Origin of the sequence: Actinophytocola sp., assembly GCF_009379765.1 — a bacterium.
Classification (GTDB): domain Bacteria; phylum Actinomycetota; class Actinomycetes; order Mycobacteriales; family Pseudonocardiaceae; genus Actinophytocola.
The window spans coordinates 1-25,314 of the sequence record NZ_WHTD01000119.1 but is presented as its reverse complement, the minus strand read 5'-3'; the positions used below and the strand labels follow the sequence as shown (position 1 = coordinate 25,314).

24 protein-coding genes are annotated in these 25,314 nt (G+C 71.6%); 7 read left to right on the top strand and 17 right to left on the bottom strand.

Annotated features, from left to right (window positions below; translation table 11 throughout):
- The 8 genes from GEV28_RS29595 to betA form a co-directional block, all read right to left on the bottom strand.
- Positions 1-250 (bottom strand): hypothetical protein (locus tag GEV28_RS29595; RefSeq protein WP_291415742.1); only part of this gene is annotated, 250 nt, incomplete at its 3' end.
- 328 nt (positions 251-578) lie between these two features.
- Positions 579-710 carry a hypothetical protein gene (locus GEV28_RS29590; RefSeq protein WP_291415741.1) on the bottom strand — a complete coding sequence of 44 codons (132 nt, stop codon included), beginning with the start codon at positions 708-710 and terminating at the stop codon, positions 579-581.
- A 227-nt stretch (positions 711-937) separates the two neighbouring features.
- Complete coding sequence (locus tag GEV28_RS29585; RefSeq protein ID WP_291415740.1) at positions 938-2,071, bottom strand: hypothetical protein; 1,134 nt, start codon at positions 2,069-2,071, stop codon at positions 938-940.
- Positions 2,072-2,110: 39 nt separating this feature from the next.
- Positions 2,111-3,010, bottom strand: a complete 900-nt coding sequence (locus GEV28_RS29580) for an ABC transporter substrate-binding protein (protein WP_291415739.1) — start codon at positions 3,008-3,010, stop codon at positions 2,111-2,113.
- A gap of 70 nt (positions 3,011-3,080) precedes the next feature.
- Positions 3,081-5,057 (bottom strand): proline/glycine betaine ABC transporter permease, encoded by a 1,977-nt coding sequence (locus GEV28_RS29575; RefSeq protein WP_291415738.1) that lies wholly within the window; start codon positions 5,055-5,057, stop codon positions 3,081-3,083.
- A 72-nt stretch (positions 5,058-5,129) separates the two neighbouring features.
- The gene (locus tag GEV28_RS29570) at positions 5,130-6,176 is read right to left on the bottom strand and encodes a glycine betaine/L-proline ABC transporter ATP-binding protein (RefSeq protein WP_291415737.1); all 1,047 of its coding nucleotides are present in this window, start codon (positions 6,174-6,176) and stop codon (positions 5,130-5,132) included.
- 64 nt (positions 6,177-6,240) lie between these two features.
- Complete coding sequence (locus tag GEV28_RS29565) at positions 6,241-7,710, bottom strand: aldehyde dehydrogenase family protein (RefSeq protein ID WP_291415743.1); 1,470 nt, start codon at positions 7,708-7,710, stop codon at positions 6,241-6,243.
- A gap of 90 nt (positions 7,711-7,800) precedes the next feature.
- On the bottom strand, positions 7,801-9,456 hold the full coding sequence (betA, locus tag GEV28_RS29560) for a choline dehydrogenase (protein ID WP_291415736.1): 1,656 nt from the start codon (positions 9,454-9,456) through the stop codon (positions 7,801-7,803).
- A 288-nt stretch (positions 9,457-9,744) separates the two neighbouring features.
- Between betA and GEV28_RS29555 the strand changes: the two genes are divergently transcribed.
- Positions 9,745-10,455 (top strand): phosphotransferase, encoded by a 711-nt coding sequence (locus GEV28_RS29555; protein WP_291415735.1) that lies wholly within the window; start codon positions 9,745-9,747, stop codon positions 10,453-10,455.
- A gap of 77 nt (positions 10,456-10,532) precedes the next feature.
- Here the strand turns inward: GEV28_RS29555 and GEV28_RS29550 are convergent, their stop codons facing one another.
- Together GEV28_RS29550 and GEV28_RS29545 are read right to left on the bottom strand one after the other, a co-directional pair.
- On the bottom strand, positions 10,533-11,558 hold the full coding sequence (locus GEV28_RS29550) for a peptidoglycan-binding domain-containing protein (RefSeq protein ID WP_291415734.1): 1,026 nt from the start codon (positions 11,556-11,558) through the stop codon (positions 10,533-10,535).
- A 74-nt stretch (positions 11,559-11,632) separates the two neighbouring features.
- Entirely contained in the window at positions 11,633-12,229 is a 597-nt protein-coding gene (locus GEV28_RS29545) for a hypothetical protein (protein WP_291415733.1), read from the bottom strand.
- A 74-nt stretch (positions 12,230-12,303) separates the two neighbouring features.
- On the opposite strand from GEV28_RS29545, the gene GEV28_RS29540 reads away from it, so the two are divergent.
- A complete protein-coding gene (locus tag GEV28_RS29540; protein ID WP_291415732.1) occupies positions 12,304-13,437 on the top strand; it encodes a cysteine desulfurase family protein in 1,134 nt (377 codons plus the stop codon).
- 54 nt (positions 13,438-13,491) lie between these two features.
- On the opposite strand, the gene GEV28_RS29535 is transcribed toward GEV28_RS29540, so the two are convergent.
- The 6 genes from GEV28_RS29535 to GEV28_RS29510 form a co-directional block, all read right to left on the bottom strand.
- Positions 13,492-14,541 carry a uroporphyrinogen decarboxylase family protein gene (locus GEV28_RS29535; RefSeq protein WP_291415731.1) on the bottom strand — a complete coding sequence of 350 codons (1,050 nt, stop codon included), beginning with the start codon at positions 14,539-14,541 and terminating at the stop codon, positions 13,492-13,494.
- A gap of 9 nt (positions 14,542-14,550) precedes the next feature.
- Positions 14,551-15,354, bottom strand: a complete 804-nt coding sequence (locus tag GEV28_RS29530) for a Rieske (2Fe-2S) protein (protein WP_291415730.1) — start codon at positions 15,352-15,354, stop codon at positions 14,551-14,553.
- Positions 15,351-16,037 carry a DUF6529 family protein gene (locus GEV28_RS29525; RefSeq protein ID WP_291415729.1) on the bottom strand — a complete coding sequence of 229 codons (687 nt, stop codon included), beginning with the start codon at positions 16,035-16,037 and terminating at the stop codon, positions 15,351-15,353. The genes GEV28_RS29530 and GEV28_RS29525 overlap by 4 nt, the downstream gene beginning before the upstream one ends.
- Positions 16,038-16,289: 252 nt before the next feature.
- Entirely contained in the window at positions 16,290-16,997 is a 708-nt protein-coding gene (locus tag GEV28_RS29520) for a hypothetical protein (protein WP_291415728.1), read from the bottom strand.
- An 81-nt stretch (positions 16,998-17,078) separates the two neighbouring features.
- Positions 17,079-18,485 (bottom strand): FAD-binding oxidoreductase, encoded by a 1,407-nt coding sequence (locus GEV28_RS29515; RefSeq protein ID WP_291415727.1) that lies wholly within the window; start codon positions 18,483-18,485, stop codon positions 17,079-17,081.
- A gap of 232 nt (positions 18,486-18,717) precedes the next feature.
- Complete coding sequence (locus tag GEV28_RS29510; protein WP_291415726.1) at positions 18,718-19,347, bottom strand: helix-turn-helix domain-containing protein; 630 nt, start codon at positions 19,345-19,347, stop codon at positions 18,718-18,720.
- A 105-nt stretch (positions 19,348-19,452) separates the two neighbouring features.
- On the opposite strand from GEV28_RS29510, the gene GEV28_RS29505 reads away from it, so the two are divergent.
- The 5 genes from GEV28_RS29505 (at position 19,453) to GEV28_RS29480 (ending at position 24,248) form a co-directional block, all read left to right on the top strand.
- Complete coding sequence (locus GEV28_RS29505; protein WP_291415725.1) at positions 19,453-20,136, top strand: hypothetical protein; 684 nt, start codon at positions 19,453-19,455, stop codon at positions 20,134-20,136.
- A 17-nt stretch (positions 20,137-20,153) separates the two neighbouring features.
- Positions 20,154-21,062 (top strand): DUF3800 domain-containing protein, encoded by a 909-nt coding sequence (locus GEV28_RS29500; protein ID WP_291415724.1) that lies wholly within the window; start codon positions 20,154-20,156, stop codon positions 21,060-21,062.
- A 464-nt stretch (positions 21,063-21,526) separates the two neighbouring features.
- Positions 21,527-22,330 carry an NAD(P)-dependent oxidoreductase gene (locus tag GEV28_RS29490; protein ID WP_291415723.1) on the top strand — a complete coding sequence of 268 codons (804 nt, stop codon included), beginning with the start codon at positions 21,527-21,529 and terminating at the stop codon, positions 22,328-22,330.
- Entirely contained in the window at positions 22,327-23,331 is a 1,005-nt protein-coding gene (locus GEV28_RS29485; RefSeq protein WP_291415722.1) for an amidohydrolase family protein, read from the top strand. Before GEV28_RS29490 ends, GEV28_RS29485 begins: the two co-directional genes overlap by 4 nt.
- Positions 23,328-24,248 (top strand): amidohydrolase family protein, encoded by a 921-nt coding sequence (locus GEV28_RS29480; protein WP_291415721.1) that lies wholly within the window; start codon positions 23,328-23,330, stop codon positions 24,246-24,248. Before GEV28_RS29485 ends, GEV28_RS29480 begins: the two co-directional genes overlap by 4 nt.
- A gap of 50 nt (positions 24,249-24,298) precedes the next feature.
- Here the strand turns inward: GEV28_RS29480 and GEV28_RS29475 are convergent, their stop codons facing one another.
- Entirely contained in the window at positions 24,299-25,147 is an 849-nt protein-coding gene (locus GEV28_RS29475; protein ID WP_291415720.1) for a helix-turn-helix transcriptional regulator, read from the bottom strand.
- Positions 25,148-25,314: the final 167 nt, after the last annotated feature.

Here is a 25,314-nt window from a genome sequence, read left to right as displayed (position 1 = left end):
TCTTCGGCAACCGGGTCGCCAACGTCACCGCGAGATCCAGGCGTTGCTGCGCGGCACGAAGCGAGATCACCAGCAGCGCCGCGACCTCGAGCGCATCGAACTCACTGCCACTTCTAGCGGCGAACACGGCGAGCTTCTCCAGGGCATACCCCTCGACCTGCCACGCCGTCCGCACCAACCCGCGCACCGCCAGCGCCGCAGCTTCGGGGGTGGCGTCGTCGGGAACATCACCGGCAATCGGCTCGAACATGTGTTCCACACTACCTCAAACCTGGCCCGGCTTCCGTTACACAGCAAGGGTTTCACCCCATCGAGATGGCACACACCCACCGTCACCACTGATCGCGCTCGGATAGGGACATCCGGCACCGCGTGCGGACGCTCCCATGGTTCGTCAAGTAGCGCTTGAGCCTCGATCCACCTCATGAATTTGAGTGATCATTCTGCGTCGTTAGTTGATCTTCAGTCGGGGAGGCCGGTTCGTGGGCGCACGGGATCTGCCGGCCTCTCATCCGGTATGTCCACGTCCGGCCCGGTCGGGCCGGTCAGGCCCGGTGGGGGCGGGTGGGGGCGGGTGGTCAGGTCAGGCGGCGCGCGGTGGGTGGGTTCGCGCCGACCTTGGCGACCACGTGCACGTGCTCGGCGACCAACTCTTCCAGGCCGACGTTCTCGGCCAGCCGGGCCGCCGGAACCAGCCCAGCGTGCGACACGACTCAGGCCATCAAACGTCGCGTGCACCTTGGCCGAAGCTTCGACAACTCCCATCTCCCCAGCTCAAAGGGCACTTCCGCGGTCACGACACACTCCCGATCACAATTCGGGCGGTGGATCGAGGTGGAGGGCAGCGTTTGATGTCCCGGCCGGTCTTGCCCTGGGCTCGACGGGTGTCGACATCACCAGCCCACCAGCACAGGGCCGACTGGGACCATCCTCACGGTCAGTCCAGCTCGGCGGCGACGCGGTCGCGTTCGGCGTCGCACCGGGTGCGGTAGTGGGTGGCCCGGTCCTCGGCGCCGACGGCGGTGGCGGCGTCGGTCGCGGCGTCCAGCACCACGAGCGGGAGCCAGGGCACCTCCGGCGCGATCCGGTCGGCCTCGACGAAGGCGGCACGGGCCACATCGCCGGCCGTGTCACCGCCCAGGTCATCAGCCACGCCATCGGCCACGCCGGCCGCATCGCGGGCGAGGCTGAACAGCTCCTCGACGTAGAACCGGCCCAGGCCGGCCTCCCGCCAGCCCGCGACGTCGGCGAGGGCCGCGCCGCACGCGCGCAGCGCAGCCCACGCGGCCGCGTGGCGACCGGCCCGGCGCTCGTAGCCCGCCAGCGACCGCTGGGCGGACGCCGTCTCACTGGCACCGCTGACGTGGCCGACCAGCTCCCGCTGCACGTCGGCGGCCTCGGCGTACGCACCCAGGTCGGCGTACCGGCCACGCAGCTGGGACAGCGTGGCCTCGTCGCGCTCGCGGCCGGTCGCCCACAACCGCAGCAGCGACCGGGCGCCGGCGAGGTCGCCGAGCTTCTCGGCGCGGTCGACCCAGGTCAGCGGATCCTCGTCGGCCTTGTCGGCCGGGAACCACGACCGCTTGTGTTCGAACCACTTCTCGAGGTCCGGCTCGTCGAGCTCGCCGAGCCGTTCGAGCAGCGCGTCGCGCTCGGGGTGGTCGCCGGCGCGCACGAGCTCGAGGGTCACGTCGACCCCGGCGGCCACGAGGTACTGCTCGTCGTAGCCGCACCAGGTGTCGAAGTTGGCCCGCTTGAGCGCCCAGTGCAGCCAGACGTCCGCGACCTCGCGGTAGGACGCGAGCAGGAAGCCGGCGAGCTCCGCCTCGTCGCCGAGACCCTGGTACGGCGCCTCCCGCCGGCACCGCGTCTCCTGCTCCACCAGCCACCGCAGCAACGGCAGGTCCGCCGGCCCGTGGTCGTACTGCAACGCCCACAGCACCAGTGCCCGGCGGACCGCGTTGCCGTCGTACACATGGCCGTCCCGGGTGACCTTCGTGTACGCGAGGTCCGCCCACGCCTCGTCGGACTCCCTCATCCGCGCCAGCTCGTGGCGCGCCTGTTCCATCACGCGGGCGAGTATGCCCGGCCGCGTGCGTGGATCGGTGAGTCAGGAGGACGACTTGTCCAGCCAGGCGTCCACCTTGTCGCGGTTGTCCTCCACCCACTTCTTCGCCGCGTCCTCCGGGGACATGTCGTCGACCGCGATGTACTTGGCCACCAGGTTCTGGTCGTCGTTGGTCCAGTTGAAGTTCTTCACCAGGTCGGCGGCCGGGCCGCCGGCGTCCATGAACTTCTTGCTCGCGATCTTGTCCAGGTCGTACGGCGGGTAGTCGCACGCGACCTTCTCCGCGTCCGCGTCGCAGCCCGGCGTGTACGGCGGCAGGTCGACCTTCACGAGCTTCACCTCGAGCAGGAACCACTGCGGCTCGTAGAAGTAGCCCAGCATCGGCTTGCGGTCCTTCTCCGCCTGCCGGAAGGACTGGATCAACGCCGCCTCCGAGCCCGCGTACACCACCTTGAAGTCCAGCTTCAGGTTCTTCACGAGCGCGGCGTCGTTGGTGACGAACGACGGGTCGCCGTCCAGCAGCTGACCCTGGTTGCCCGACTCGGACGTGCGGAACAGGTTGGCGTACTTGTTGAGGTTCTTGTAGTCGGTGATGTCCGGGTGCTCCTCGACCATCCACGGCGGCACGTACCAGCCGATGGTCCCGGTGTTGCCCGTGGACCCCGCGCGCACGCCGGTCTTCTGGTCCTCGATGTACTTCTGCTTCAGGTCGTCGTGGCCCCAGTTCTCCAGCACCACGTCGACCTCACCGGTGCCGAAGCCCTGCCAGGCGACCTCCTCCTTGAGGTCCTTCTTGTTCACCGCGCAGCCGAGGTCGTTCTCCGCCACGTACGCGACCACGGCCGCGTCCGCCTCGTAGCCGACCCACGGGTTGATGGCGATGTTGAACTCGCCGCAGTCCTCCTGGGCACCGCCACCGCCGCCGCCCGAGTCCTCGCCCACCTTGGCGCCGCTGCAGGCGGCGAGGTGAGCGCGGCCACGGCGAGCAGCACCGCCCCGCGCACATTCCTGGTCATCGTGACCGTCCTCCTCCTCGGGTAGGGCTCGCGGTCCGGCGGGCCGCAGCCTGGGTGATTCGGTCGAGCATGATGCCGAGCAGCACGATCGCCAGCCCGGCCGCGAGCCCCTTGCCGTACAGCTGGCCCTGGGAGAACCCCGCGACCACGTCGTAGCCCAGCGCGCCGGCCCCGACCAGACCGCCGACCACGACCATCGACAGCACGTAGATCAGGCCCTGGTTGGTCGCGAGCGTCAGCGAGCGGGACGCCATCGGCAGCTGCACCTTCGTGATCGTCTGCCAGCTGCCGGCCCCCGCCGCGGTCGCCGCCTCGACGGTCGTCGCCGACACCCCGCGGATGCCGTCCGCGACGATCGCGGAGAACCGGGACGCCCCGAACAGCGCCACGAACGGCACCAGGTACACGAACGCGGGCATCGTCTGGCCGGCATCGAGCAGCGGCCGGATCACCCGGTCCGCCCGGCGGCTCCGGCCCATCCAGACGCCCATCAGCACGCCGATGACGATCACCACGACCGTCGCGATGAGCGTCGAGGTGAGCGTGGTCATCGCGTCCCGCCACAAGCCCGTGCCGACCAGCAGGCCGAGGCACACCGCCGCCACGACGGCGGCGCGCGCACCGCCGAGCACGAGCGCGAGCGCGACCACCACCGCGCACATCAGCCACCACGGCGACTCGGTGAGCAGCGCCTCGAACGGGTTGAGCACGCCCGTGGTGAACGCGTCGCGCAACCCGTTCGTGAGCACGGAGAAGTTGTCCTGGACCCACAGCGTGACGTCTTCGGCCGCGCCGGTGATCCGGGGACCGATGTTCGCGTCGTCGGGGAACTCCGCGGCCCAGACGTAGGTGTAGGACAGGTACCCGCAGACGAGCGTGACCACGCCGCCGCCGACCAGCAGCGGCCTGCGCAGCCGCGACCCGCCGGGATGCCGGAGCTGCTCCTCGGCCCGGGCGCCGGCGGCGGTGGTCACCCGGTCCAGCACCACGGCCATGACCACGATGGCGAGGCCGGCGTTGAACGCCGTGCCGACGTCGAGCGACTGCAGAGCCTTGATCACCACCTGGCCGAGGCCCGGCGCGTCGATCAGCGCGGCGATCGTCACCATGGCGAGTGCCGCCATGATCGTCTGGTTGATGCCGAGCACGATCGTGCGCTTCGCCATCGGCAGCAGGACCTTGCGCAGCGTCTGCCATCCCGTGGCACCGAGCGAGTCGGCCGCCTCGACGCTTGCCGGCGGGACCGCGGCGATGGCGTGCGCGGTGATCCGGATCGCCGGCGGCATCGCGTAGATCAGCGTGGCGATCGTCGCCGACGCCGGGCCGATGAGGAAGAACAGCGTCAGCGGCGCGAGGTAGACGAACGTCGGCATGGTCTGCATGAAGTCGAGCACCGGCGTGATGATCCGGTTGACCCGCGGCGACCGCCCGGCCAAGATACCGACCGGGATGCCGATCACGAGCGCGATGAGCACGGCCGCGGCGGTGAGCGCCAGCGTGTCCATGCTCTCCTCCCACAGCCCCTGCAGGCCGAAGAACACGAACCCGACGGCCGCAAGGACCGCCACCCGGATGTTGCCGAACGCCCAGGAGACGTAGCCCGCGATCGCGACCACGCCGAGCCAGCCGATGAGCGGCGCGCCGCGGCCGGGAACGGGTTGGGAGATCAGGTACTGGATGCCGGTGACCAGGTTGTCGACGGCCAGCCGGATCTCGTTGAAGAAGTAGAGGAACACCGGGTTGGAGTTGCGGCTGGCGCCGATCGTGTCGTTGAGGTCGTTGAACCAGCGGTGCAGCGGGGTGAGCGCGGACTGGGCGAGGTCGAGGGTGTCCCGGCCGCGGAAGACCAGCCACAGCACGAGCCAGCCGACCACGACCCCGACCACCAGGACCCAGCGGCTCACCGGCCGGCGCGGCGGGCTTTCCCGCTCCCGCACCGGTTCCTCGGCCGGCGGGGTGATGACGGCGGTCATGATGCCGCCTCCGCGGCGACGAGTACGTCGGCGGTCATGCTGCCGCCTCCGCGGCGACGAGTGCGTCGGCGGTCATGACCCGGACTCCTCCTGGGCGGCGATGATCGCCAGGATCTCCTCGTCGCCCACGATGCCGAGCAGCTCGCCGTTCTCCACGACCTTCACCGGCCGCTCGGCGGCGAGCACCGCGCGGGTCGCCTCGCGCACCACGACGTCCGGGGCGAACTCGGGGCCGTCGAGCTGGTCGCCGGAGCGGGGGTCGCGCATGATCCAGCGCAGGGTGAGCACGTGCGCGCGGGACACGTCGCGGACGAAGTCGGCGACGTAGCCGTCGACCGGCGCGCCGACGAGCTCGTCGCCGGTGCCGATCTGGACCATGTCGCCGTCGCGCATGATCAGGATGCGGTCGCCGAGCTTGAGCGCCTCGGACAGGTCGTGGGTGATGAACACCATCGTCTTGCCGACCTCGTTGTGCAGCCGGATGACCTCCTGCTGCATGTCCCGCCGGATCAGCGGGTCGAGCGCGGAGAACGGCTCGTCGAACAGCAGCACGTCCGGGTCGACCGCGAGCGCGCGGGCGAGGCCCACTCGCTGCTGCATGCCGCCGGAGAGCTGGTCGGGATAGGAGCCCTCGTAGCCGGCGAGCCCGACGAGCTCGATCACCTCGCCCGCGCGGCGCCGGCGCTCGGCCTTGCCGATGCCGCGGATCTCCAGTCCGAACGCGACGTTCTCGATGACGCTGCGGTGCGGGAGCAGGCCGAAGTGCTGGAACACCATGGCGAACTTGCGCCTGCGCAGCTCGCGCAGCCGCTTCTGGTCCGCCGCCCGGATGTCCTCGCCCTCGAACGTCATCTCGCCCGCGGTCGGCTCGATCAGCCGGGTGAGGCAGCGCACCAGGGTGGACTTGCCGGAGCCGGACAGGCCCATCACGACGAACACCTCGCCGGGCGCGACGTCGAAGGTGACGTCGCGGACCGCGGCCGTGCAGCCGGTCTTGCTGAGCAGCTCGCGCCGCGACAGCGCGGTCAGCCCGCCGTCGCCGGGCACCCGGTCGGCCTTGGGGCCGAACACCTTCCACAGGTCGCGGACCGAGATCACCGGATCGGCGTTGGTCGTCACGGCCGGCCCCTTTCGCGCTGTGCCAATGGGTCGCTCTGGGTCGATGGTTCGCTCGCCTGCTCGCTCATGCTCGGAACCAGTACTGCGGCTTCGGCTCGATGGTGTGCCAGATGTGCTTGGTCTCGCGGTACTCGTCGAGCCCGGACGGGCCGAGCTCGCGGCCGATGCCGGACCGGCCGTACCCGCCCCACTCGGCCTGCGGGACGTACGGGTGGTAGTCGTTGATCCACACGGTGCCGTGCCGCAGCCGCCCGGCGACCCGCTGCGCCTTGCCCGCGTCCTGCGTCCACACCGCGCCGGCCAGGCCGTAGGCGGTGTCGTTGGCGATGCGCACCGCGTCGTCCTCGCCGGTGAACCGCTCGACGGTGAGCACCGGGCCGAACGACTCGTCGTGCACGACGGTCATGTCCTGCTGGCACTCGTCCAGAACCGTTGGCAGGTAGTAGAAGCCCATGTTCAGAGCCGGGTCGTCCGGTGCGCGGCCGCCGCAGCGCAGCACCGCGCCCTCCTTGACCCCGGTGTCCACATAGGCCGCCACCTTGTCCCGGTGCGCGGCGGAGATCAGCGGACCGGTCTCGGCGTCCACATCGAACGGTCCGCCCAGCCGGATCTCCCGCGCGCGCCGGACGACCTCGTCGACCACCTCGTCGTGGACCTCGTCCTGGACCACGAGCCGGGCGCCGGCCGAGCAGACCTGGCCGGAGTGCAGGAAGACCGCGGTGAGCGCGAAGTCTGTCGCGGTGGGCAGGTCGGCGTCGGCGAACACGACATTGGGGTTCTTGCCGCCGAGCTCGAGCGCGACCTTCTTCACCGTGCCCGCGGCGGCCGCCATGATCGTCCGCCCGGTCGCGAGCCCGCCGGTGAACGACACGAGGTCGACGCCGTCGTGCTCGGCGAGCGGCGCGCCGACCCGAGGTCCCGCACCCAGCACGAGGTTCGCGACGCCCGCGGGCAGCCCGGCCTCCGCCAGCACGCGCATCAGCAGGATCGCGGTGGACGGGGTCAGCTCGCTCGGCTTGAGCACGAACGTGTTGCCGGCCGCGAGCGCGAGCGCGACCTTCCAGGAGGTCTGCAGCAGCGGGTAGTTCCACGGGGTGATCAGGCCGCACACGCCGACCGGCTCGTGCACGACCCGGCTGAGCGCGTCGGCCCGGCCGGTGTCGACCACCCGGCCGGCGTCGGTGCCCGCGATGCCGCCGTAGTAACGGAAGCAGGCCGCCACGTCGGCGATGTCGTACTCGCTCTCCACCAGCCGCTTGCCGGTGTCGAGCGACTCCGCACGGGCGACGTCCTTGGCGTCGCGTTCGAGGAGATCGGCCACCCTGAGCAGGAGCGCGCCCCGCTCCCTGGCCGGCGTGCCCGGCCAGTCTCCCGCGTCGAACGCTTGGCGCGCGGCGAGAATCGCCGCCTCGGTGTCGGCCGCGGTGGCCTCCGCGACGGTCGCGACGAAGCTGCCGTCGGCGGGGCACCGGATCTCCCGGCGACCACCGTCGACCGGCTCGCGCCACGCGCCCCCGATGTACAGCTCCACCATCGGCACCCGTCCCAACACGACCATCGCGTCGTTGCGTATCGTGCATGCTAGTGCTTAATGGGGAAACCATTGTCTACCGCGGGAGCAACGTCAAGAGTGTTGTTCACCTTGGTATCGATAGAACTCGACCGCCGCTGGCGGTAACGGAGTGTTACCGAGAATCAGATCGGCGGCCTTCTCCGCGATCATCATGACCGGTGCGTAGATGTTGCCGTTGGTGACGTAGGGCAACACCGAGGCGTCGACGACCCGCAGGTTCCCGACGCCGTGCACGGCCATCGTCCGCGGGTCGACCACCGCGTCCTCGCCGGTGCCCATCTTCGCCGTGCAGGAGGGATGCAGGGCGGTCTCGGCCTCCCGGCGGACCCAGTCGAGGATCTCCTCGTCGGTCCGGACGTCCAGGCCCGGCGAGAGCTCGCCGCCGTCGAACGGCGCCAGCGCCGGCCGGCTCAGCAGGTCCCTGGTCACCCGGACGGCCTCGACCCACTCGCGCCGGTCCTGGTCGGTGGACAGGTAGTTGAACCGCAGCGCCGGATGTTCGCGGGGATCGGTGCTGGTGATCTTCACCGAGCCGCGGGCGTCGGAGTACATCGGGCCGACGTGCACCTGGTAGCCGTGCCCGCCGGCCGGCGCCGAGCCGTCGTAGCGCACCGCGATCGGGAGGAAGTGGAACATCAGGTTGGGATAGGCGACATCGTCGTTGCCGCGCAGGAAGCCGCCGCCCTCGAAGTGGTTCGTCGCACCAGGACCGCTGCGCAGGAACAGCCACTTGGCCCCGATCCACGGCCGGTGCCGCCACTTCAGGTACGGCTGCATGGAGACCGGCCGGGTGCAGGCGTGCTGGACGTAGACCTCGAGGTGGTCCTGGAGGTTCTCCCCGACACCGGGGAGGTCGCGCACGACGTCGATGCCGAGCGCGCGGAGCTCCTCGGCATTGCCCACACCGGACAGTTGCAGCAGCTGGGGCGAGTTGACGGCGCCGCCGCAGAGGATGACCTCGCCGGCCTCCGCGACGTGCCCCCGACCGTACTCGACCCCGGTCGCGCGGTGCCCGTCGAACCGGATCCGGCTGACCATGGCCCTGGTGACGACGTCGAGGTTCCTCCGGTTCCGGACCGGCCGCAGGTAGGCCTTCGACGCGGACCAGCGGCGTCCTCTGTGGACGTTGCGGTCGAACGGCGCGAAGCCCTCCTGGCGGAACCCGTTGACGTCGTCGGTCAGCGGGTACCCGGCCTCCCGCACCGCCTGGAAGAACGCGGTGAACAGCGGGTTGGTGGCCGGCCCGCGCTCGAGGACGAGCGGCCCGCCGTGGCCGCGGAACTCGTCGTCGCCCGCGGCCGCCGTGCAGTTCTCCATCTTCGCGAAGTACGGCAGGCAGTGCGCGTGGTCCCAGGTCTCCATGCCCGGGTCGGCGGCCCAGCGCTGGTAGTCCATGGGGTTGCCGCGCTGGAAGATCATCCCGTTGATGCTGCTGGAGCCGCCGAGGACCTTGCCGCGCGCGTGGTAGATCCGGCGGCCACCCATGGCGGGCTCCGGCTCGGACTCGTAGCGCCAGTCGTAGAACCGGCTGCCGATGGGGAAGGTGAGCGCGGCGGGCATGTGGATGAACACGTCCCACGGATAGTCGGGTCGCCCCGCCTCGAGGACCAGCACCCGGTTGGCCGGGTCCGCGGACAGCCGGTTCGCGAGTACGCACCCGGCCGACCCGCCCCCGACGATGACGAAGTCGTACCGCCCGGAGGTCATCCGAGGATCGTACGGCAGGTTGCGCGATACGCACCCTGTTGCACAGCGAGACCCGCGACGCGCTGACCACGAAGGCCGGCGAGGAGACCACCGACCGCACCCTCGAGGTGCTCCGCCGCCGGTCCGGCACGACCCGGATCGTCGTCGAGGTGCGCTCGGACGGGCGCCGTCGGCGCTGGTGTCGCGTGACCCTGAAACCTTTACGCCGCTGCGGCCAACGCGGCCAGGGGGCATCTGGGCGCGAATACCACGATCCAAGATCCGCGAGACATGGCCTAACCTGGGCCCGTGGACGGGTCGGGCGAGAAGTCGCTCACGGGCGGCACCACGCCCGGGGTCGTGCGGATCGGCGACACGGTGCGCCGGCCGCCGCACGACCGGTGGGAGTACGTGCATTCGGTGCTGCGGCACCTCGAGTCGGTCGGCTTCGACGGCGCGCCGCGGCTGCTCGGCGTCGACGAGCGGGGCCGGGACATCCTGTCCTATGTGGACGGCATGGTGACGAACGACGCCGCGGCGCTGTCCGACGCCGAGCTGGCCGGCGCGGCCAGGCTGATCCGCCGCTTCCACGACGCGACCGCCGGCACCGCGCTCGCCGCCGGTGAGGAGGTCGTGCTGCACGGCGACCTGGGCCCGCACAACACCGTCTTCGCCGGGGAGCGGGCGGTGGCGCTGATCGACTGGGACGACGGCGTCAAGCCGGGCCCTCGGGTGCGCGACGTCGGCCACGCGGTGTGGTGCTTCGCCGACATCGGCGAGGGCGGCGGACCGCTGGGCCGCCAGGCGCACCGCGCGAAGGTGCTCTGCGACGCCTACGGCTGGGCGGACCCGGGCGAGGTGCTCGACGAGCTCACCGCCCGGTTCCACCGCGCCCGCGCCGAGCACCTCGCGCACGGCCGCACGAAGGCGGTGGCGATCTTCGCCGGGTACATCGCCTGGATGGACGCTCACCTGCCGACGCTGAGAACCCTCATGGCGGCAGCGCCTCCCGGGTGTTAGGGCAGCAGCGCCTCCCACGTGAGCCGGCCGACCTTGCTGATCAGGCCGACACACCTCACGGCAGCGCCTCCCAAGTGTTAGGGCAACAGCGCCTCCCACGTGAGCCGGCCGACCTTGCCGTCGTCGGTGAGGCCGTGGCTCGCCTGGAACGCCTTCACCGCCGCCTCGGTGACCGGGCCGAAGTCGCCGTCCACCCGGCCGGGCGAGAAGTTGCGGTAGGTCAGCAGCTCCTGCAGGTATCGGATCTCGCTCGCGTCCTCGTGACCGCGGCGCAGGACCGCGCGGCCCTGCGCGGGGCCGCCCTCGACGTACTCGCGTACGGCGCGCTTCACGCTGCCACCGGTGGCACCGGCGTCGGCCTCGCGCGGCGCGTCGACGCCCGCGGGCACCGGCGAGCTGCCGAAGGTCTGCTCGTACCAGTGGATCGCCGCATCGGTCTTGGTGTTCGACTGCAGGATCGGGTCCCTGGTCGCCTGGTTGGCGATGTCGAGGTTGAGCTCGGTGCGGGCGTTGATCGCGGCACCGTCCATGTCGTACAGGCCGGCCAGCAGCCGGGCGATGGTCCACCACTGCTCGGCGTGCCGGGACTCGTGGTAGATCGTGTCCATGTTCTCGGCGGCGCTGCCGGCCTCCTGGGCCTGGACGTAGAGGTCCCGGTTCACGGTGACCGCCCAAGGGCGCCAGTCGAAGACGGCCCAGGCCGTCCCGGCGTCGCCGAACTGGATCGGCACGTTCGGCACGCCGGCCGCGGCCAGCTGCTCGTTGGCGGCCACCGCGAGCTTGGCGAGCTGCTCCTCCGGGTCCATCGAGCTGTGCGCGGCGCCGTAGGTGTCGTCGACGTAGTCCTCGATGCTCTCCTCCGAGCGCAGCCCGTCGAGGTCGCCGAACTGCGCCTCCAGCGCCGCCCAGGTGTTGACGTCGCAGACGCCCTGCGGGTCGCCGATCATGTGGTCGCCCTGGTAGGCGATCAGCGCGGCCTCCGTGACCGGCCCGAAGTCCCCGTCGATGTTGCCGACGGCGTAGTGCATGTCGCGCAGCATCTGCTGGAGCAGCCGCACGTCGTTGTTGTCGAAGTCGCCCTGCCGAACCGCTGGTCTGGGCATGCCGGTCCCCTTTCGTCGGGTTTATGCCAACGATGAGGTTCGGCCGGGTTCAAATCCGCCCCGAAGGGGCAGCGTTAGGGGTGCAGGCTCAGGTACTCGGTGGCCGAGCGGGTGCGGGCCAGGACGAGCGCGGTCACGACGAGAGCGGCGAACGCGACGGCGACCGCCGCGATGAGGGCGGCGACGCTCGCGGACTCGGCCGGGTCGTCGCGGACCTCGACGGCGTACCGCAGCCACACCGCGCATATCAGGGCGTGTCTCGTGGATCTTGGTCTATGGGGTTCGTGATCCAGATGGCTCCTGGCAAGGCGGCGGAAGGCCGCGCATACCGGGTTGTATTCGGGCCTTCCGACAACGCGGCCAGGGGGCAGCTGGGCGCGAATACCACGATCCAAGATCCGCGAGACATGGCCTAGCTGCAGCGTCGCGCCGGTCAGCAGCACCGCGCGGCCGGCGCCCTGCGCCAACCGCAGCCCGCCGACGACCAGGAGGACCGCGCCGGTCACCTGGGTCACGGCGACCAGCCACGGGAGTGAGACGTCGAGTGTGCCCAGGGCGCCGATGACGACGACGCTCGCGATCAGGGTCATGCCGCCGGCCAGTACGGCGAGGACCGCGGCCGTCGTGACCGCGGCCGGTCGGTGCGGGGCGTCGAGCAGCCGGGCGGTCATGGCGTCCTCCAGGGTCCACCCGATGTGTCGCCGGTGGCAGCGGGACCGTACCGGCCGGGAGTAGCTTGGGCGTCGTGAGTGCACCGCCGATCTACCTCGACTTCAACGCCACCACGCCGATCGACCCGCGGGTCGCGCAGGCCTGCCTGCCCTACCTCACCGAGCACTTCGGCAACCCCTCCAGCGGCCACCTCTACGGCCGCGCCGCGCACGACGCCGTCGTCGCCTCGCGCGCGAAGGTCGCGGGGCTGCTCGGCGTGGCGCCCGAGGAGATCGTCTTCACCGGAGGTGGCTCGGAGGGCGACACGCTCGCCGTCCGCGGCGCGGCGCTCGCCAACCCCGGCGACCACGTCATCACCCAGGTGACCGAGCACCCGGCGGTCCTCGCGGTGTGTGACAGCCTCGCCCGGCTGCACGGCTTCCGGGTCACCCGGCTGCCCGTCGACGAGCACGGCCTGGTGCGCCCCGGTGACCTCGACGCCGCGCTCGACGACCGCACCGTGCTGGTGTCGATCATGCATGCCAACAACGAGACCGGCACCGTCCAGCCCATCCGCGAGCTGGCCGCCCGCGCGCACGCACGAGGTGCGCTGTTCCACACCGACGCGTCCCAGTCCGCCGGCAAGATCCCGGTGTCCGTCCCGGATCTCGGGGTCGACCTGCTGACGGTCACCGGGCACAAGATGTACGCCCCCAAGGGCGTCGGCGCCCTGTACGTCCGAAGTGGACTCGCCCTGGAGCCGTCGACCTACGGCGGCGGCCAGGAGCGCGGGCTGCGCGCCGGCACCGAGAACGTCGCCCTGGTCGTCGCGCTGGGCGAGGCGGCGCGGCTGGCCCGCGACCTCCCCGACCTGCGGCCGTTGCGCGACCTGCTCCGCCAGCGCCTCGAGGAGGCCCTGCCCGGCCGGGTCCGGCTCAACGGCCACCCGACCGAGCGCCTGCCCAACACGCTGAACGTGAGCATCGACGGCCTTCCCGGCGACGAGCTCCTCGCCGCGACGCCTGGCATCGCGGCATCGACGGGATCCGCGTGCCACGAGGGCGTCACCGAGCCGTCCCCGGTCCTCACCGCGATGGGCATCCCGACCGACCGGGCCCGCTTCGCCCTCCGCCTCACCCTGGGCCGAACGACCACGGTGGACGAGATCGAGCGCGCCGCCCGAGCCCTCACCGCCCCAGCCCGAACCACAGCTCCCGCGAAGATCTGACCCGGACTCGCCGACGCGCGGCCCAGCCCGCTCCCGCGAAGGCATGCCCCGGGCTTACCCGAGCACCTCGGTGCGCAGAATCTCCGCGGCCGCGGCCATCGAGCGCATCTTGCCCTCGGCCGAGGTGCGGGGCAGGTACTTCATGCCGCAGTCGGTGGCGATCACGATCCGCTCGGGCGGCACGAACGAGAACGCGCGGCGCACCCGGCCCGCCACCACCTCGGCCGGCTCGACCGAGTGGTCGGACAGGTCGACCACGCCCAGGATGACCGTCTTGGCGGACAGGTCGGCGAGCACGCCGAGGTCGAGCCCGGACTGCGCGGTCTCGATGGAGACCTGCTGGACCGGGCAGTCGGCGAGCTCCGGAAGGAACGAGTAGCCGGACGGCCGCTCGTGGATGATCGCCGCGTAGCCGAAGCAGATGTGCACCGCGGTGGTGCCGGTGACGCCGTCGAGCGCGGCGTTGAGCGCCGCCAGGCCGTAGGCGCGGGCCGCGTCCGGGCGAGCCTGCATGTACGGCTCGTCGATCTGCACGATGTCGGCGCCGGCCGCGAACAGGTCGCGCATCTCCGCGTTCACCGCGGTCGCGTAGGCCATCGCGGCGGACTCGGGGTCCGGGTAGTGGTCGTTCTGCGCCTGCTGGCTCATCGTGAACGGCCCGGGCACAGTCATCTTCACCGGGTGGGAGGTGTTCGCCCGCAGGAACTCCAGGTCACCGACCTCGACCGCGCGCGGGCGGCGGATCGGGCCGGTGATCCGCGGCACCGGGTTGGGGTGTCCGCTGCGGTCCAGTGCCGAGCCGGGGTTGTCGAGGTCGACGCCCTCCAGCGCGGTGGCGAAGTGGTTGGAGTAGCTCTCCCGCCGGATCTCGCCGTCGGTGAGGATGTCCAGCCCGGCCCGCTCCTGCGCCCGGATCGCGAGGAGCGTCCCGTCGTCCTGGGCCTGCGCGAGGTGCTCCGGCGGGATCCGCCACAGCTCCTTGGCCCGCACCCGTGGCGGGAACCGACCCGCCAGCTTCGTCCGGTCGATCAGCCAGTCCGGTTGGGCATAGCTGCCCACCAACGACGTCGGCAACAGAGGCAACGAGGCACGCAACGAGGTCACCCGGCCACCTTAGGCCAGCGAGATCTGGTCCCCGTCCACCTTCACGTTCCGTGACTCCAGTGCTGACGATGCGGGACCGGTGGCGACCGAGCCGTCGGCGATCGCGAACGTGCTGCCGTGGCACGGGCAGTTGATCGTGCCGCCGGTGACCGTCGCGACGGTGCAGCCCTGGTGGGTGCACACCGCGGAGAAGCACTTGAACTCGCCCTCGGTCGGCTGGGTGATCACAACCTGCTCGGACTCGAACACCTTGCCGCCGCCCACCGGGATGTCGCCGGTCGCCGCGAGGCCCTCCGGCGGCGGGGCCTCGGTGGTCTGCTCCTCGGGCGGGGGCTCGGTCGTCTCCGGGTCGGTGGTCTGCGGCGCCTCCTGCGCCGGGCCGGTGGTGATCTTGCCGTCGGCGGTGACCGACACCTCCTGCGCCGGCAGCGGCTGCGTCGCCGGGCCGGTGGCGACCGCGCCGTCCTCGATGCCGAACTTGCTGCCGTGACAACCACAGTTGATCGTGCCGTCGGCGACGTCGGCGACCACGCAGCCCTGGTGCGTGCACACCGCGGAGAAGCCCTTGAACTCCCCCTTCGCCGGCTGGGTCACGACGATCTTCTGCTCCTTGAACACCGCGCCGCCGCCCACCGGCACGGCCGAGGCCTCGCCCAGCACGAGCCCTGCGTTCTCGACGGCCGGCGCGTCGGTGGGCGGCGCGGCAGGCCCGCCGTACCTCGCGCAGCCGGCCGCCGCCCCGGCCAGTACCACGCCGCAGGCCACGGCCGTCCGCCGCGGGACCCCCGTGGCGATCCCGTCCACCTTCGTCACAACGACACCCCGAACTCTGTGAAGAACCACATCGACGACGTAACCCAGATACCCACCAGCACGGTGAACACGAGGCCACCGACCACCGGGAGGACCCACCCTGGCTTGTTGTCCCTGGCGAGGACGAGCATCTTGCACACGAAGATCCCGTAGAAGAAGCAGCCGAACAGCGAGTGCAGCAGCACCCGCGTGTCGAACGCCTGGAACCCCAAGGCGTACAGGCAGTGCGCGGCCACCGGCAGCGACACCACGACGGCGATCCGGCCGGACCAGCGGTGCAGGATCGCGGTCACCCGCCCACCGCCCCGCACGCCCGGCAGCCGGCCCCACATCGCCAGCGCCGACAGCAGCTGCACGACCGCCAGCGCGACCGCGACCGAGCCCAGCCATGCCTTCGCGTGCAGCCCGCTGGAGAACCCGGCGAGGTTGAGCGCCTGGCCGGTCCCCTCGTGCAACCCGCCGTACACGCCGATCGCGATCGCGACGAGCGAGCCGACGCCGAGCGCGACCAGCACGCCGCTGAAGCCGGATCCCCGCTCTTCGGGCTCGGTCCCGAAGTCCCACGCGCCGGTGCCGGTGTCCCAGCCGGTCTGCGGACCGCCGTAGCCGCGGGCCCCCGGCACTCGCTGCGTCTCGTCGGCATCCGGGGTGGGGCCGGTCGGCCCGAAGTCTTGCGTACTCACGACTCCCCCTCGCAGGCTCGGTCGAGCCGCTCGCGGAGACCCTGTGCCAATGGTTCGCTCGCACGCTCGCCCTGTGACAGTGGTTCGCTCGCACGCTCGCCCTGTGACAGTGGTTCGCTCGCACGCTCGCCCTGTGACAGTGGTTCGCTCGCACGCTCGCCCTGTGACAGTAGTTCGCTCGCACGCTCGCTCAGTGTCAGTAGTTCGCTCGCAAGCTCGCTCATCGGTGCTCTCCCTAGGCGGACCAACGGTCTAGCCGAACGTCGTGTCGCCGGCGACCTTCTCGGCCGCGATGCGGGAGCCGTTCAGCGTCACCGCGCCCGTGGCCGGGTCGAGCGTCGGCGCCGGCGCGGCCTTGCCGCCGGTCTTCGAGATCCCGACCTGGGTGCCGTTCGGCAGCACGATCCAGCCAATTGTGGTTTCGCCGCCCTCACCGCGATAGAGGCCGGCGGGTGCTTTGGCGACCCCGATCGTGAACGGCAGGCTCTGGCCGTTGAACGACAGGGTGCCCTTGATGTTCTTGCCCTGGAGCCCGGCGGTCAGCCGGCTCGACTTGTCCTTGGACGCGAGGTCGAGCTTGCCGGCGGCGGCGGTGCCCCGCAGCCACGACTCGAGGTTGGCGCCGTCGCACACGTACGCGGCGGCCTCGTCGCCCTTCACCGCGACCGCGATCGCGACGGGGCTCGCCTGCGCGTTGCCGGCGTAGGCGACCTCGGCCGGGAACGTCGGCGCGGGCGGTGGCGGCGGTGCCTCGGACGTCGGTGGTGCCTCCGACTCGGCCGGTGGGGCGGCGGGCGCCTCCGATTCGGCCGGTGGGGCCGGCTGCTCGCTCGGGTCGGCGGGCTGCTCGGCGGTGGTCTCGCTCGCCACCACGAAGCCGCCGACCGAGTTGACGGTCATGAACCCGGCCAGTCCAACCACCGCGACCACAGCGGTGACCACAGGCGCGCGAAGTGCCACGACACTCTCCTCCTCTTGCGCGGCTCACCGAGCCGTCACTGCGGCCCGATGAGTACGACACGAGCGAGACGCCGAACCGGTTCACACTCCGGCGAGTGGATCGCCCTTTCCGGCGGGGCGGACGTTGTGCCAGCGGTTGAACACGTTGTCCGGGTCGAGGTCGGCCTTGACCGCGGCGAGCCTTCGGTAGTTCGCCTCGCCGTAGCCGGCCACGACCCGGTCCTCGCCCTCGTCACCGATGAAGTTGAGGTAGACGTCGCCGGTGGCCCACCGGTGCATGTCGGCCCGCAGGTTGCGGGCCCACGCGCGGGCCTGGTCGTCGTCGGCGGGGTCCTCCCAGAGGCCGAGCGGGTGGACCACCCACTCGTTGCCCCGGTCGAAGCCCGGCCACGCGGCGCCGCGGGCCACCGCGCCACCCAACGGAAGGAGGAGGTGCTGCGACGGCGACGGGACGATCATGTCCTCGGCACGCTCGCAGAACCGGTCGAGCGCCTCGTCCGGCAGTTGTGTGAGGTGCTCGGCGGACCAGTAGTTCCGGTAACCGGGCGGGTCGTCGAGCATGCACTGCAGGTCGGCGTAAGGGATGTCGGTTACCAGCTGCCCCTCGGGCGCCATCGCCAGCAGCGGCGCGATGAGCTCGCGGAGCTCGGCCACCGGGCCGGTGTAGGTCACGAGCACCCCGGTGCACAGCGTGCCGTGCAGGTGCTCGGGCACGAAGTCCTCCGGCCGGCCGGTGAGGTACAGCAGGCCGCCGCCGACGTCGTCGGGCGCGCCGGTGAGCAAGCCGCGGTACCCGCCGGCGACCGCGCGGCCCTGGTCGCCCGGCCACACGAGCAGCGCGATCGAGAAGTCCGGGAGCTTGTGCAGCCGGAAGGTGAACGCGGTCGCGATGCCGAAGTTGCCGCCCCCGCCGTGCAGTGCCCAGAACAGCTCCTGGTTCTCCTGCTCGTTCGCGGTCAGCTCGCGCCCGTCGGCGGTGACCAGGTCGACCGAGATCAGGTTGTCGCAGGCGAGGCCGAACTTGCGCTCGACCCAGCCGGAGCCGCCGCCCAGGGTCAGGCCGGCCACGCCGGTCGTGGACACCCGGCCGCCGGTGGTGGCGAGGCCGTGCGGCTGGGTGGCCTGGTCCACGTCGGCCCAGACCGCGCCGCCGCCGACCCGCGCGGTGCCGACCTCGGGGTCCACGGTGACCGAGTCGAGCCTACGCATGTCGATCACCAGGCCGTCCTCGGCCAGGCACGATCCCGCGACGCTGTGCCCGCCGCTGCGGACCGCCACGTCGAGCCGGTTGGTCCTCGCGAAGTCGAGCGCGTCGCGAATGTCGGCCGTCGACCCGCATTGGGCGATCACCTGCGGACGTGCGGTGATCATCGAGTTGAAAACGGAGCGGATGTCCTCGTAGTCGCTCTCCTGCGGCGTGACCACGCGCCCCGCGAACTCCTTGCGCAGCGCGTCGACCGACGCGCGCTCCACCGGATCAGCAGTCATGCGATGTCTCCAAGCCCCCTGGTTCAACTGATAGAGAGGGGTCGCCATGTTCGTCGTATTCGTTACGGAACGGCCGTTCGAAATGATTTCCCGGCCCCGCCGGCCATCTCGTCCGGGACTGGCCGGGCGGCGTCCCGACAGGCGCGCACGGCTTTGGTCGAGAACCGCCAAGGCGCACATCCGGGCACGTCCGAGCCGGTCGACGCGGTGGGTGCCGACATGTGGCACTCGTTCACTCGATGCGCCGGGGGATCTCGATGGCGGCGAGCAGCGACTCCGCGGCGGCCGCGTCACCGGTGACCGTGATGCCCGCGAGGCGCCGGCCCGCGAGCAAGGCGCCGAAGGTCGTGGCGTCGGCCTCGATCACCGCGTCGGGTTCGGTCGCCTCGCCGGGGACGATCACCGTGCGGCCGTCGGCGACGCGGACCGCGAAGTCGTGCCCCTCGATGCGCAGCGTGCAGGTCACGGCCACATCGCCCGGCTCGACGCTGGCACGCAAGGCCAGCATCAGCGCGTCCGCGCTCGCGGCCGCGGTGAGGTCGCGCCGCGGCGACCGGCCACCCCAGCGGGCGAGGCCGACCATGATCGACTCGAGCTCGAGCCCCCACCCGGTCAGCTCGTACACCCAGGAACCCGCCGGCGGTGCGAGCTTTCGGCGCCGCACCACGCCGACGGTCTCGAGCTCGCGCAGCCGCTCGGTCAGCACGTTCGGGCTCGCCTGCGGTAGGCCGGCACGCAGGTCGGTGAACCGCTTGGGGCCCAGCAGCAGCTCCCGGACGACGAGCAGCGCCCACCGCTCGCCGACGAGGTCCAGCGCGTGGGCCGCCGAGCACGCCTGGTTGTAGGTGCGGGTGGTCGCCATACCGCAGCATAGCAGCAGTAGTCCTGAATCAGAACTATCTAGTTGCTTTTAAGGACTAGACACGGCTAACCTGCGGGCGAGGCCCAGCAAGCATCGGAGTGATCCATGACAGTCCTCATCACCGCGGGCATCCTCGTTGCCTGCCTCGCGCTCCTGACCACCGTCGGCGCCGTGCTGCGCCCCCCTCACCGGCTGGTCGGCCGGCTCCTGCTCGCCGGCTGGCTCGCCGTCACCGCGACGGTGGCCGGCAGCGGCCGGTACGCCGACGAGCTCTGGCTCGGGCTCGGCCTGGCCACCCCGCTCGTGCTCGGTCTGCTCGCCTTGCGCACCGCTCCCGTCCGGGACGCCCTGACCGCCGGCCACGCGGTCGCGCTGCTCGCCGCCGCCCAGATCCCGCGCGTGGTGGGCGGTGTCTTCCTGGTGCAGCTCGCCCTCGACCGGCTCCCGCCCGGGTTCGCCGTGCCGGCGGGAGTCGGCGACGTGGTGGTCGGTCTGCTGGCGCCGTTCGTCGCCTACGCCATGTGGCGCCGACCTCGTCGCGGCATCGGGATCGCATTCAACGCGTTGGGCCTGGCCGACCTCGTCGTCGCCATCCCGCTCGGGGTGCTGCACGCACCAGGGCGGCTGCAGGTGATCGTCACCGAGCCGACGACCGAGCTGATGGGCGAGCTGCCGCTGGCGCTGATCCTGACATTCGTGGTGCCGCTCGCGATCGTGCTGCACGTCGCCTCGTTCCGGCTGCTCGCGGCGCGCGAACCGGCGGTAAGTGGGTCGACGCCGGCGGGGTGAGCTGCGACGATTCCTTGGTGCCCCTCCTGGAGATCGCCTGCGACGAGTCGGGCTCGGAGGGCGAGAAGCTCATCGGCGGCGAGACGGACGTCTTCGCCCACGCGAGCGCCCGACTCGACACGTCCGCGGCGGCGACCTGCATCCAGGAGGTGCGGGACCGCATCCGCTCGCCGGCGACGGAGTACAAGGCGAACCATCTGCTGCGCGAGAAGCACCGCGCGGTGCTCGTGTGGCTGCTCGGCGAGTCGGGCCCGATCCACGGGTGCGCGCGGGTGCACCTGACCGACAAGACCTTCTTCGCCGTCACCAAGATCGTCGAAGTGGTCGACGCCTCACTCGACGCCGCAGCCGTGCACCGTGCGGGCCGGCGCGCGCTCGGCCGGGAGGACTGGGAGGCATTCCTGGCCACGGTCAACGACGTGCTGCGCGGCAAGCTGCCGGCCGACGACTTCTTCGCCATGGTCGACCTCGTGCGCGACGCGGTCGACGGCCCCGCGCACGAGTTCCTGGGCCTGCTCGCGCGGTCCCGGCCGCGGGTGCACGCCTTTCGCCGCAGGCGGGTGGAGAACCCGGCGATGCTGCCGCCGCTGGATCCGTTGGCGCCGGCCATCGTCGCGGCCGTCGACCACTGGAGCGCGGGCGGCGGGCCCGTCTCGATCGTGCACGACCAGCAGCTCTCGCTGACCGACGACCGCATCGAGCAGCTCAAGGCCATGGCCGGCCGGCTGACCAGCCTGACGCTCGTCGACTCCCGGCTCGACCCCAGGATCCAGGTCGCCGACTTCCTGGCCGGCGTCGCGCGACGGATCGCCTCGGAGGAGCTGGCCGGCCGGGGCGACGCCGAGCTCGCCGCGCTGCTGCGCCCGTACGTCGACCCGGCATCCCTCTGGGGCGACGAGCGCAGCTGGGCCGCGCTCGGGAACTAGAGCCCCCACAAACCTTTCCGCAGAATGAAGGCCGAGGTCGGGTGGGACCGCGCGGGCGAGAGGCCCGACGCGACGAAGGAGGGACCACATGCGGACAACGGTGGGCGACGACGAGGACCGGTGGTTCTGATGGGTGTGGTGGTCCGGGGCGTCGCCGGCACGGCGGTCACCTGCCGGGTCCCGCCGGGCGACAACTGGATGCTGCACGTCGCCGACCTGACCACCATGGGGTTCCCCGTGTGGTCGGCGGCGATCAGCGCGCAGGGCACGGTGAAGGAGACGGTCGGCGACGTGCGGACGCCCGGTGGTGTGCGCGGGCGAGCTGGGCCTGGACGTCCGCGGCATGCGCGAGAAGCTCGCCGAGCGCGGCCTGCGCTACGTGGGCGCCGATGCCGACTCGGCGGAGGCGTGATGGACCGGCGTGCGGTGCCGTGCGCGGTGGTGCGGGGCGAGGTGTTCCTGCCGTGACCGTCGTGGCGTTGATCGGGTTGGGCGAGGTGGGCACCGTGCTCGCCGAGGAGCTGGGACCGGTGGCCGAGGTCCGGCCGTGGGACATCGCGGTCGAGACGCCGTACGCGTCGGCGGCCGAGGCGGTCCACCGGGCGGACCTGGTGATCTCCGCGGTCACCGCGGCCAGCACGCTGGCCGCGGCCGAGTCCGCCACGGCGCTCGCGAAGGACGCCTGGTTCCTCGACGTGAACTCCGCTTCGCCGAGCCAGAAGCAGGCCGCCGCCGCGGTGATCGAGCGGGCCGGCGGGCGGTACGTGGAGGCGGCGGTCATGTCGCCGATCGAGCCGAAGCGGCTGGCCGCGCCGATGCTGCTCGGCGGCCCGCACGCCGCGGCGTTCGCGGAGTACGCCGAGCCGCTCGGCTTCGCGGGCCTGGAGCCCTACGCCGACACGGTCGGCCCGGCCGCGGCCACCAAGCTGTGCCGCTCGGTGGTGATCAAGGGCGTGGAGTCGCTGCTGACCGAGTCGATGCTCACCGCGCGGGCGTGGGGTGTGGAGGAGCGGGTGCTCGGCTCGCTGTCGGACCTGCTGCCGGCGCAGGACTGGACGGCGCTGGCGGAGTACATGATCTCCCGCTCGGTGCGGCACGGCACGCGCCGCGCCGAGGAGCTTCGCGAGGCGGCACGGACCGTCGCCGAGGCCGGCGTCGATCCCCTGATGGCCGAGGCGATCGCCCGCCGCCAAGACTGGACGGCCACCCACCGGGACGCGGTGCTCCCGCTGCTCGATGTCTTGCACGACAAGGGAAACCTCACATGATCATCGACTGTCACGGCCACTACACCACCGCCCCCGCGGCGCACACCGCGTGGCGCGAGGCCCAGCTCGCCGGGGACGCGGGCGGCTACCCCGCCATCTCCGACGACGAGCTCTGCGAGTCGGTCGAGAACGGCCAGCTGCGCATGATGGCCGAGCGTGGCGTGGACCTGACGATCTTCTCCCCGCGCGCCTCCGCGATGGCCCACCACGTCGGCGACGAGGCCACGAGCGCCGCGTGGGCCCGCGCCTGCAACGACCTCGTCGCCCGCGTCGTCGGCCGCTACCCGGATCGCTTCGCCGGCGTCTGCCAGCTGCCGCAGTCCCCCGGCGTACCCGTCGGCAACTCGGTCACGGAGCTGCGGCGCTGCGTCGAGGAGCTGGGGTTCGTCGGCTGCAACCTCAACCCCGACCCCAGCGGCGGGCACTGGACGTCCGCGCCGCTGACCGACCGGAGCTGGTATCCCTTCTACGAGGCCATGATCGAGCTGGACGTGCCGGCGATGATCCACGTCTCGGCGAGCACCAACGCCAACTTCCACGCCACCGGCGCGCACTACCTCAACGCGGACACGACCGCGTTCATGCAGCTGCTGCAAGGAGACCTGTTCGCCGACCTGCCCGAGCTGCGGTTGGTCATCCCGCACGGCGGCGGCGCCGTGCCCTTCCACTGGGGCCGCTACCGGGGCCTCGCCGACATGCTCGGCCGGCCGGCGCTCGACGACCACGTGATGCGCAACGTCTTCTTCGACACCTGCGTCTACCACCAGCCCGGCATCACCCTGCTGTTCGACGTGATCGGCACGGACAACCTCCTGTTCGGCTCGGAGATGATCGGCGCGGTCCGCGGCATCGACCCACGGACCGGCCACCACTTCGACGACACCCGCCGCTATGTCGACGCGCTCGCGATCCCGGTGGCGGACAAGAAGAAGGTCTACGAGCACAACGCGCGCCGGGCCTACCCCCGGCTCGACGCCCGCCTGAAGGAACAAGGCCGGTGAACGAGCCCGCGAGCGAACCAGTGTCACAGGGTGCCTTCACGACGGACGCCGACTGGCTGCCCTACCACCCGAACCCCGCCCGGCCCACGTTCCGGCTGCCGGCCGGCACGGTCGACGCGCACTGCCACGTCTTCGGCCCCGGCGCGGCGTTCCCGTACGCGCCGGAGCGCAGGTACACGCCGTGCGACGCCGGCAAGGACGACCTGTTCGCGCTGCGCGACTTCCTCGGTGTGGCGCGGAACGTGATCGTGCAGGCGACCTGCCACGGCGCGGACAACAGCGCCCTGGTCGACGCGCTGCGTGCAGCGGGCGGCCGCGCCCGCGGAGTCGCCACCGTCCGCGCCGAGGTCACCGACGCCGAGCTCGCCGCGCTGCACGAGGCCGGGGTGCGGGGTGTCCGGTTCACCTTCGTGCGGCGGCTGGCCGACCCGGAGCCGGACGCGTACTACCGCTCCATCGTGGACCGGGTCGCCGCACTCGGCTGGCACGTGGTCGTCTACCTCGAGGCCGCCGACCTCGCCGAGCGCTGGGACTTCCTCACCTCGCTGCCGACCACGGTCGTCGTCGATCACATGGGCCGCCCGGACGTCACGAAACCCGTCGACGGCCCGGAGTTCGCGCGGTTCCTCACGTTGCTGCGGGAACACCCGCGGTTCTGGTCGAAGGTCACCTGCCCGGACCGGCTCACGAAGACCGGGCCGCCCTACGACGATGTCGTCCCGTTCGCCCGCGCGGTGGTCGAGGCGTTCCCGGACCGGGTGCTGTGGGGCACCGACTGGCCGCACCCGAACCTCAAGAGCCACATGCCCGACGACGGCGTGCTCGTCGACCTCGTGCCGCGCATCGCGCCGACCGAGGACCTGCGCAGGCGCCTGCTGATCGACAACCCGACCCGCCTGTACTGGAGCGAGCCGTGAGCCACCCGCGATGGGCGAGCGGAGCGAGCCAATCCACCACCGAGCCGAAGTCACAGGAGCGACTGAACTCGCGCCCGGTCTTCCTCGGTCGACGGGATCTGGAGGACGAACAGCAGGTCCGGGTGCTCGACGGGCCGCATCTGGTAGATGTCCAGGGCGATCCGCCCGACCGCGGGGTGCTCGACGGCGACGGTCACGGCCTTGAAGTCGCGGATCGGGTACTCCGGCCACCACACGCGGAACTCCGGGCTCGCCTCGGTCAAGGCGGACACCAGCTCGACGAACCGGGGATCCTTGGGGACCCGGCCGACGGCGGCGCGGAACTGGCTCAGCACCGAGCGGGCGGCGGGTTCCCAGCGGGCCATCCGCGCGCGGTTCTCGGCGTCGGTGAACATCATCCAGACCAGGTTGCGCCGGTCGGCCGGCATGGCACCCGGGTCGTGCCGCACCCGGACGTAGGCGGTGTTCCACGCCATGAAGTCGAGGTGGCAGTCGTAGACCACCGCGAGGTTCGGGGTGGCCGCGTCGACGAGGCGGCGCAGCCGCGGCTCGCCGCCGAGGGTGACGGTCTCGGCCCGTGGCGTGGTGAGGCCGGCGAGCGTGCGCAGGTACCGGTGCTGGTCGGGGTCGAGCCGCAGCGCGCGGGCGAGCGCGTCCACGACCTGGACCGACGCCGCGATCGGGCGGCCCTGCTCGAGCCACGTGTACCAGGTGTCCGACACCCCGGCGAGCTCCGCGACCTCCTCGCGGCGCAGGCCCGGTGTCCGGCGGCGCCTGCCGTCCGTGGGCAGGCCGACATCGGCCGGCTGCAGCCGCGCCCGCTGCGCGCGGAGGAACGCGGCCAGCTCGGTCCGGTCCGTCGCCACCATCGCCACCGTCCTGTTCCTGGGTAGTGGCATTCGTACCAGGTTAGGGCGCGCGTTTCTGGCTAGCCCCGTCTTCCGCACATGAGGTGGGGTGGACAGGTCAGGCGTGTCGGTGATGTGTCTGACCTGCCGATCTGTGAGTCTGTCGCGTTGTGGATCAACGTGGACGACGGGCCCGGTATGTCGCGGCGAGTATCGAG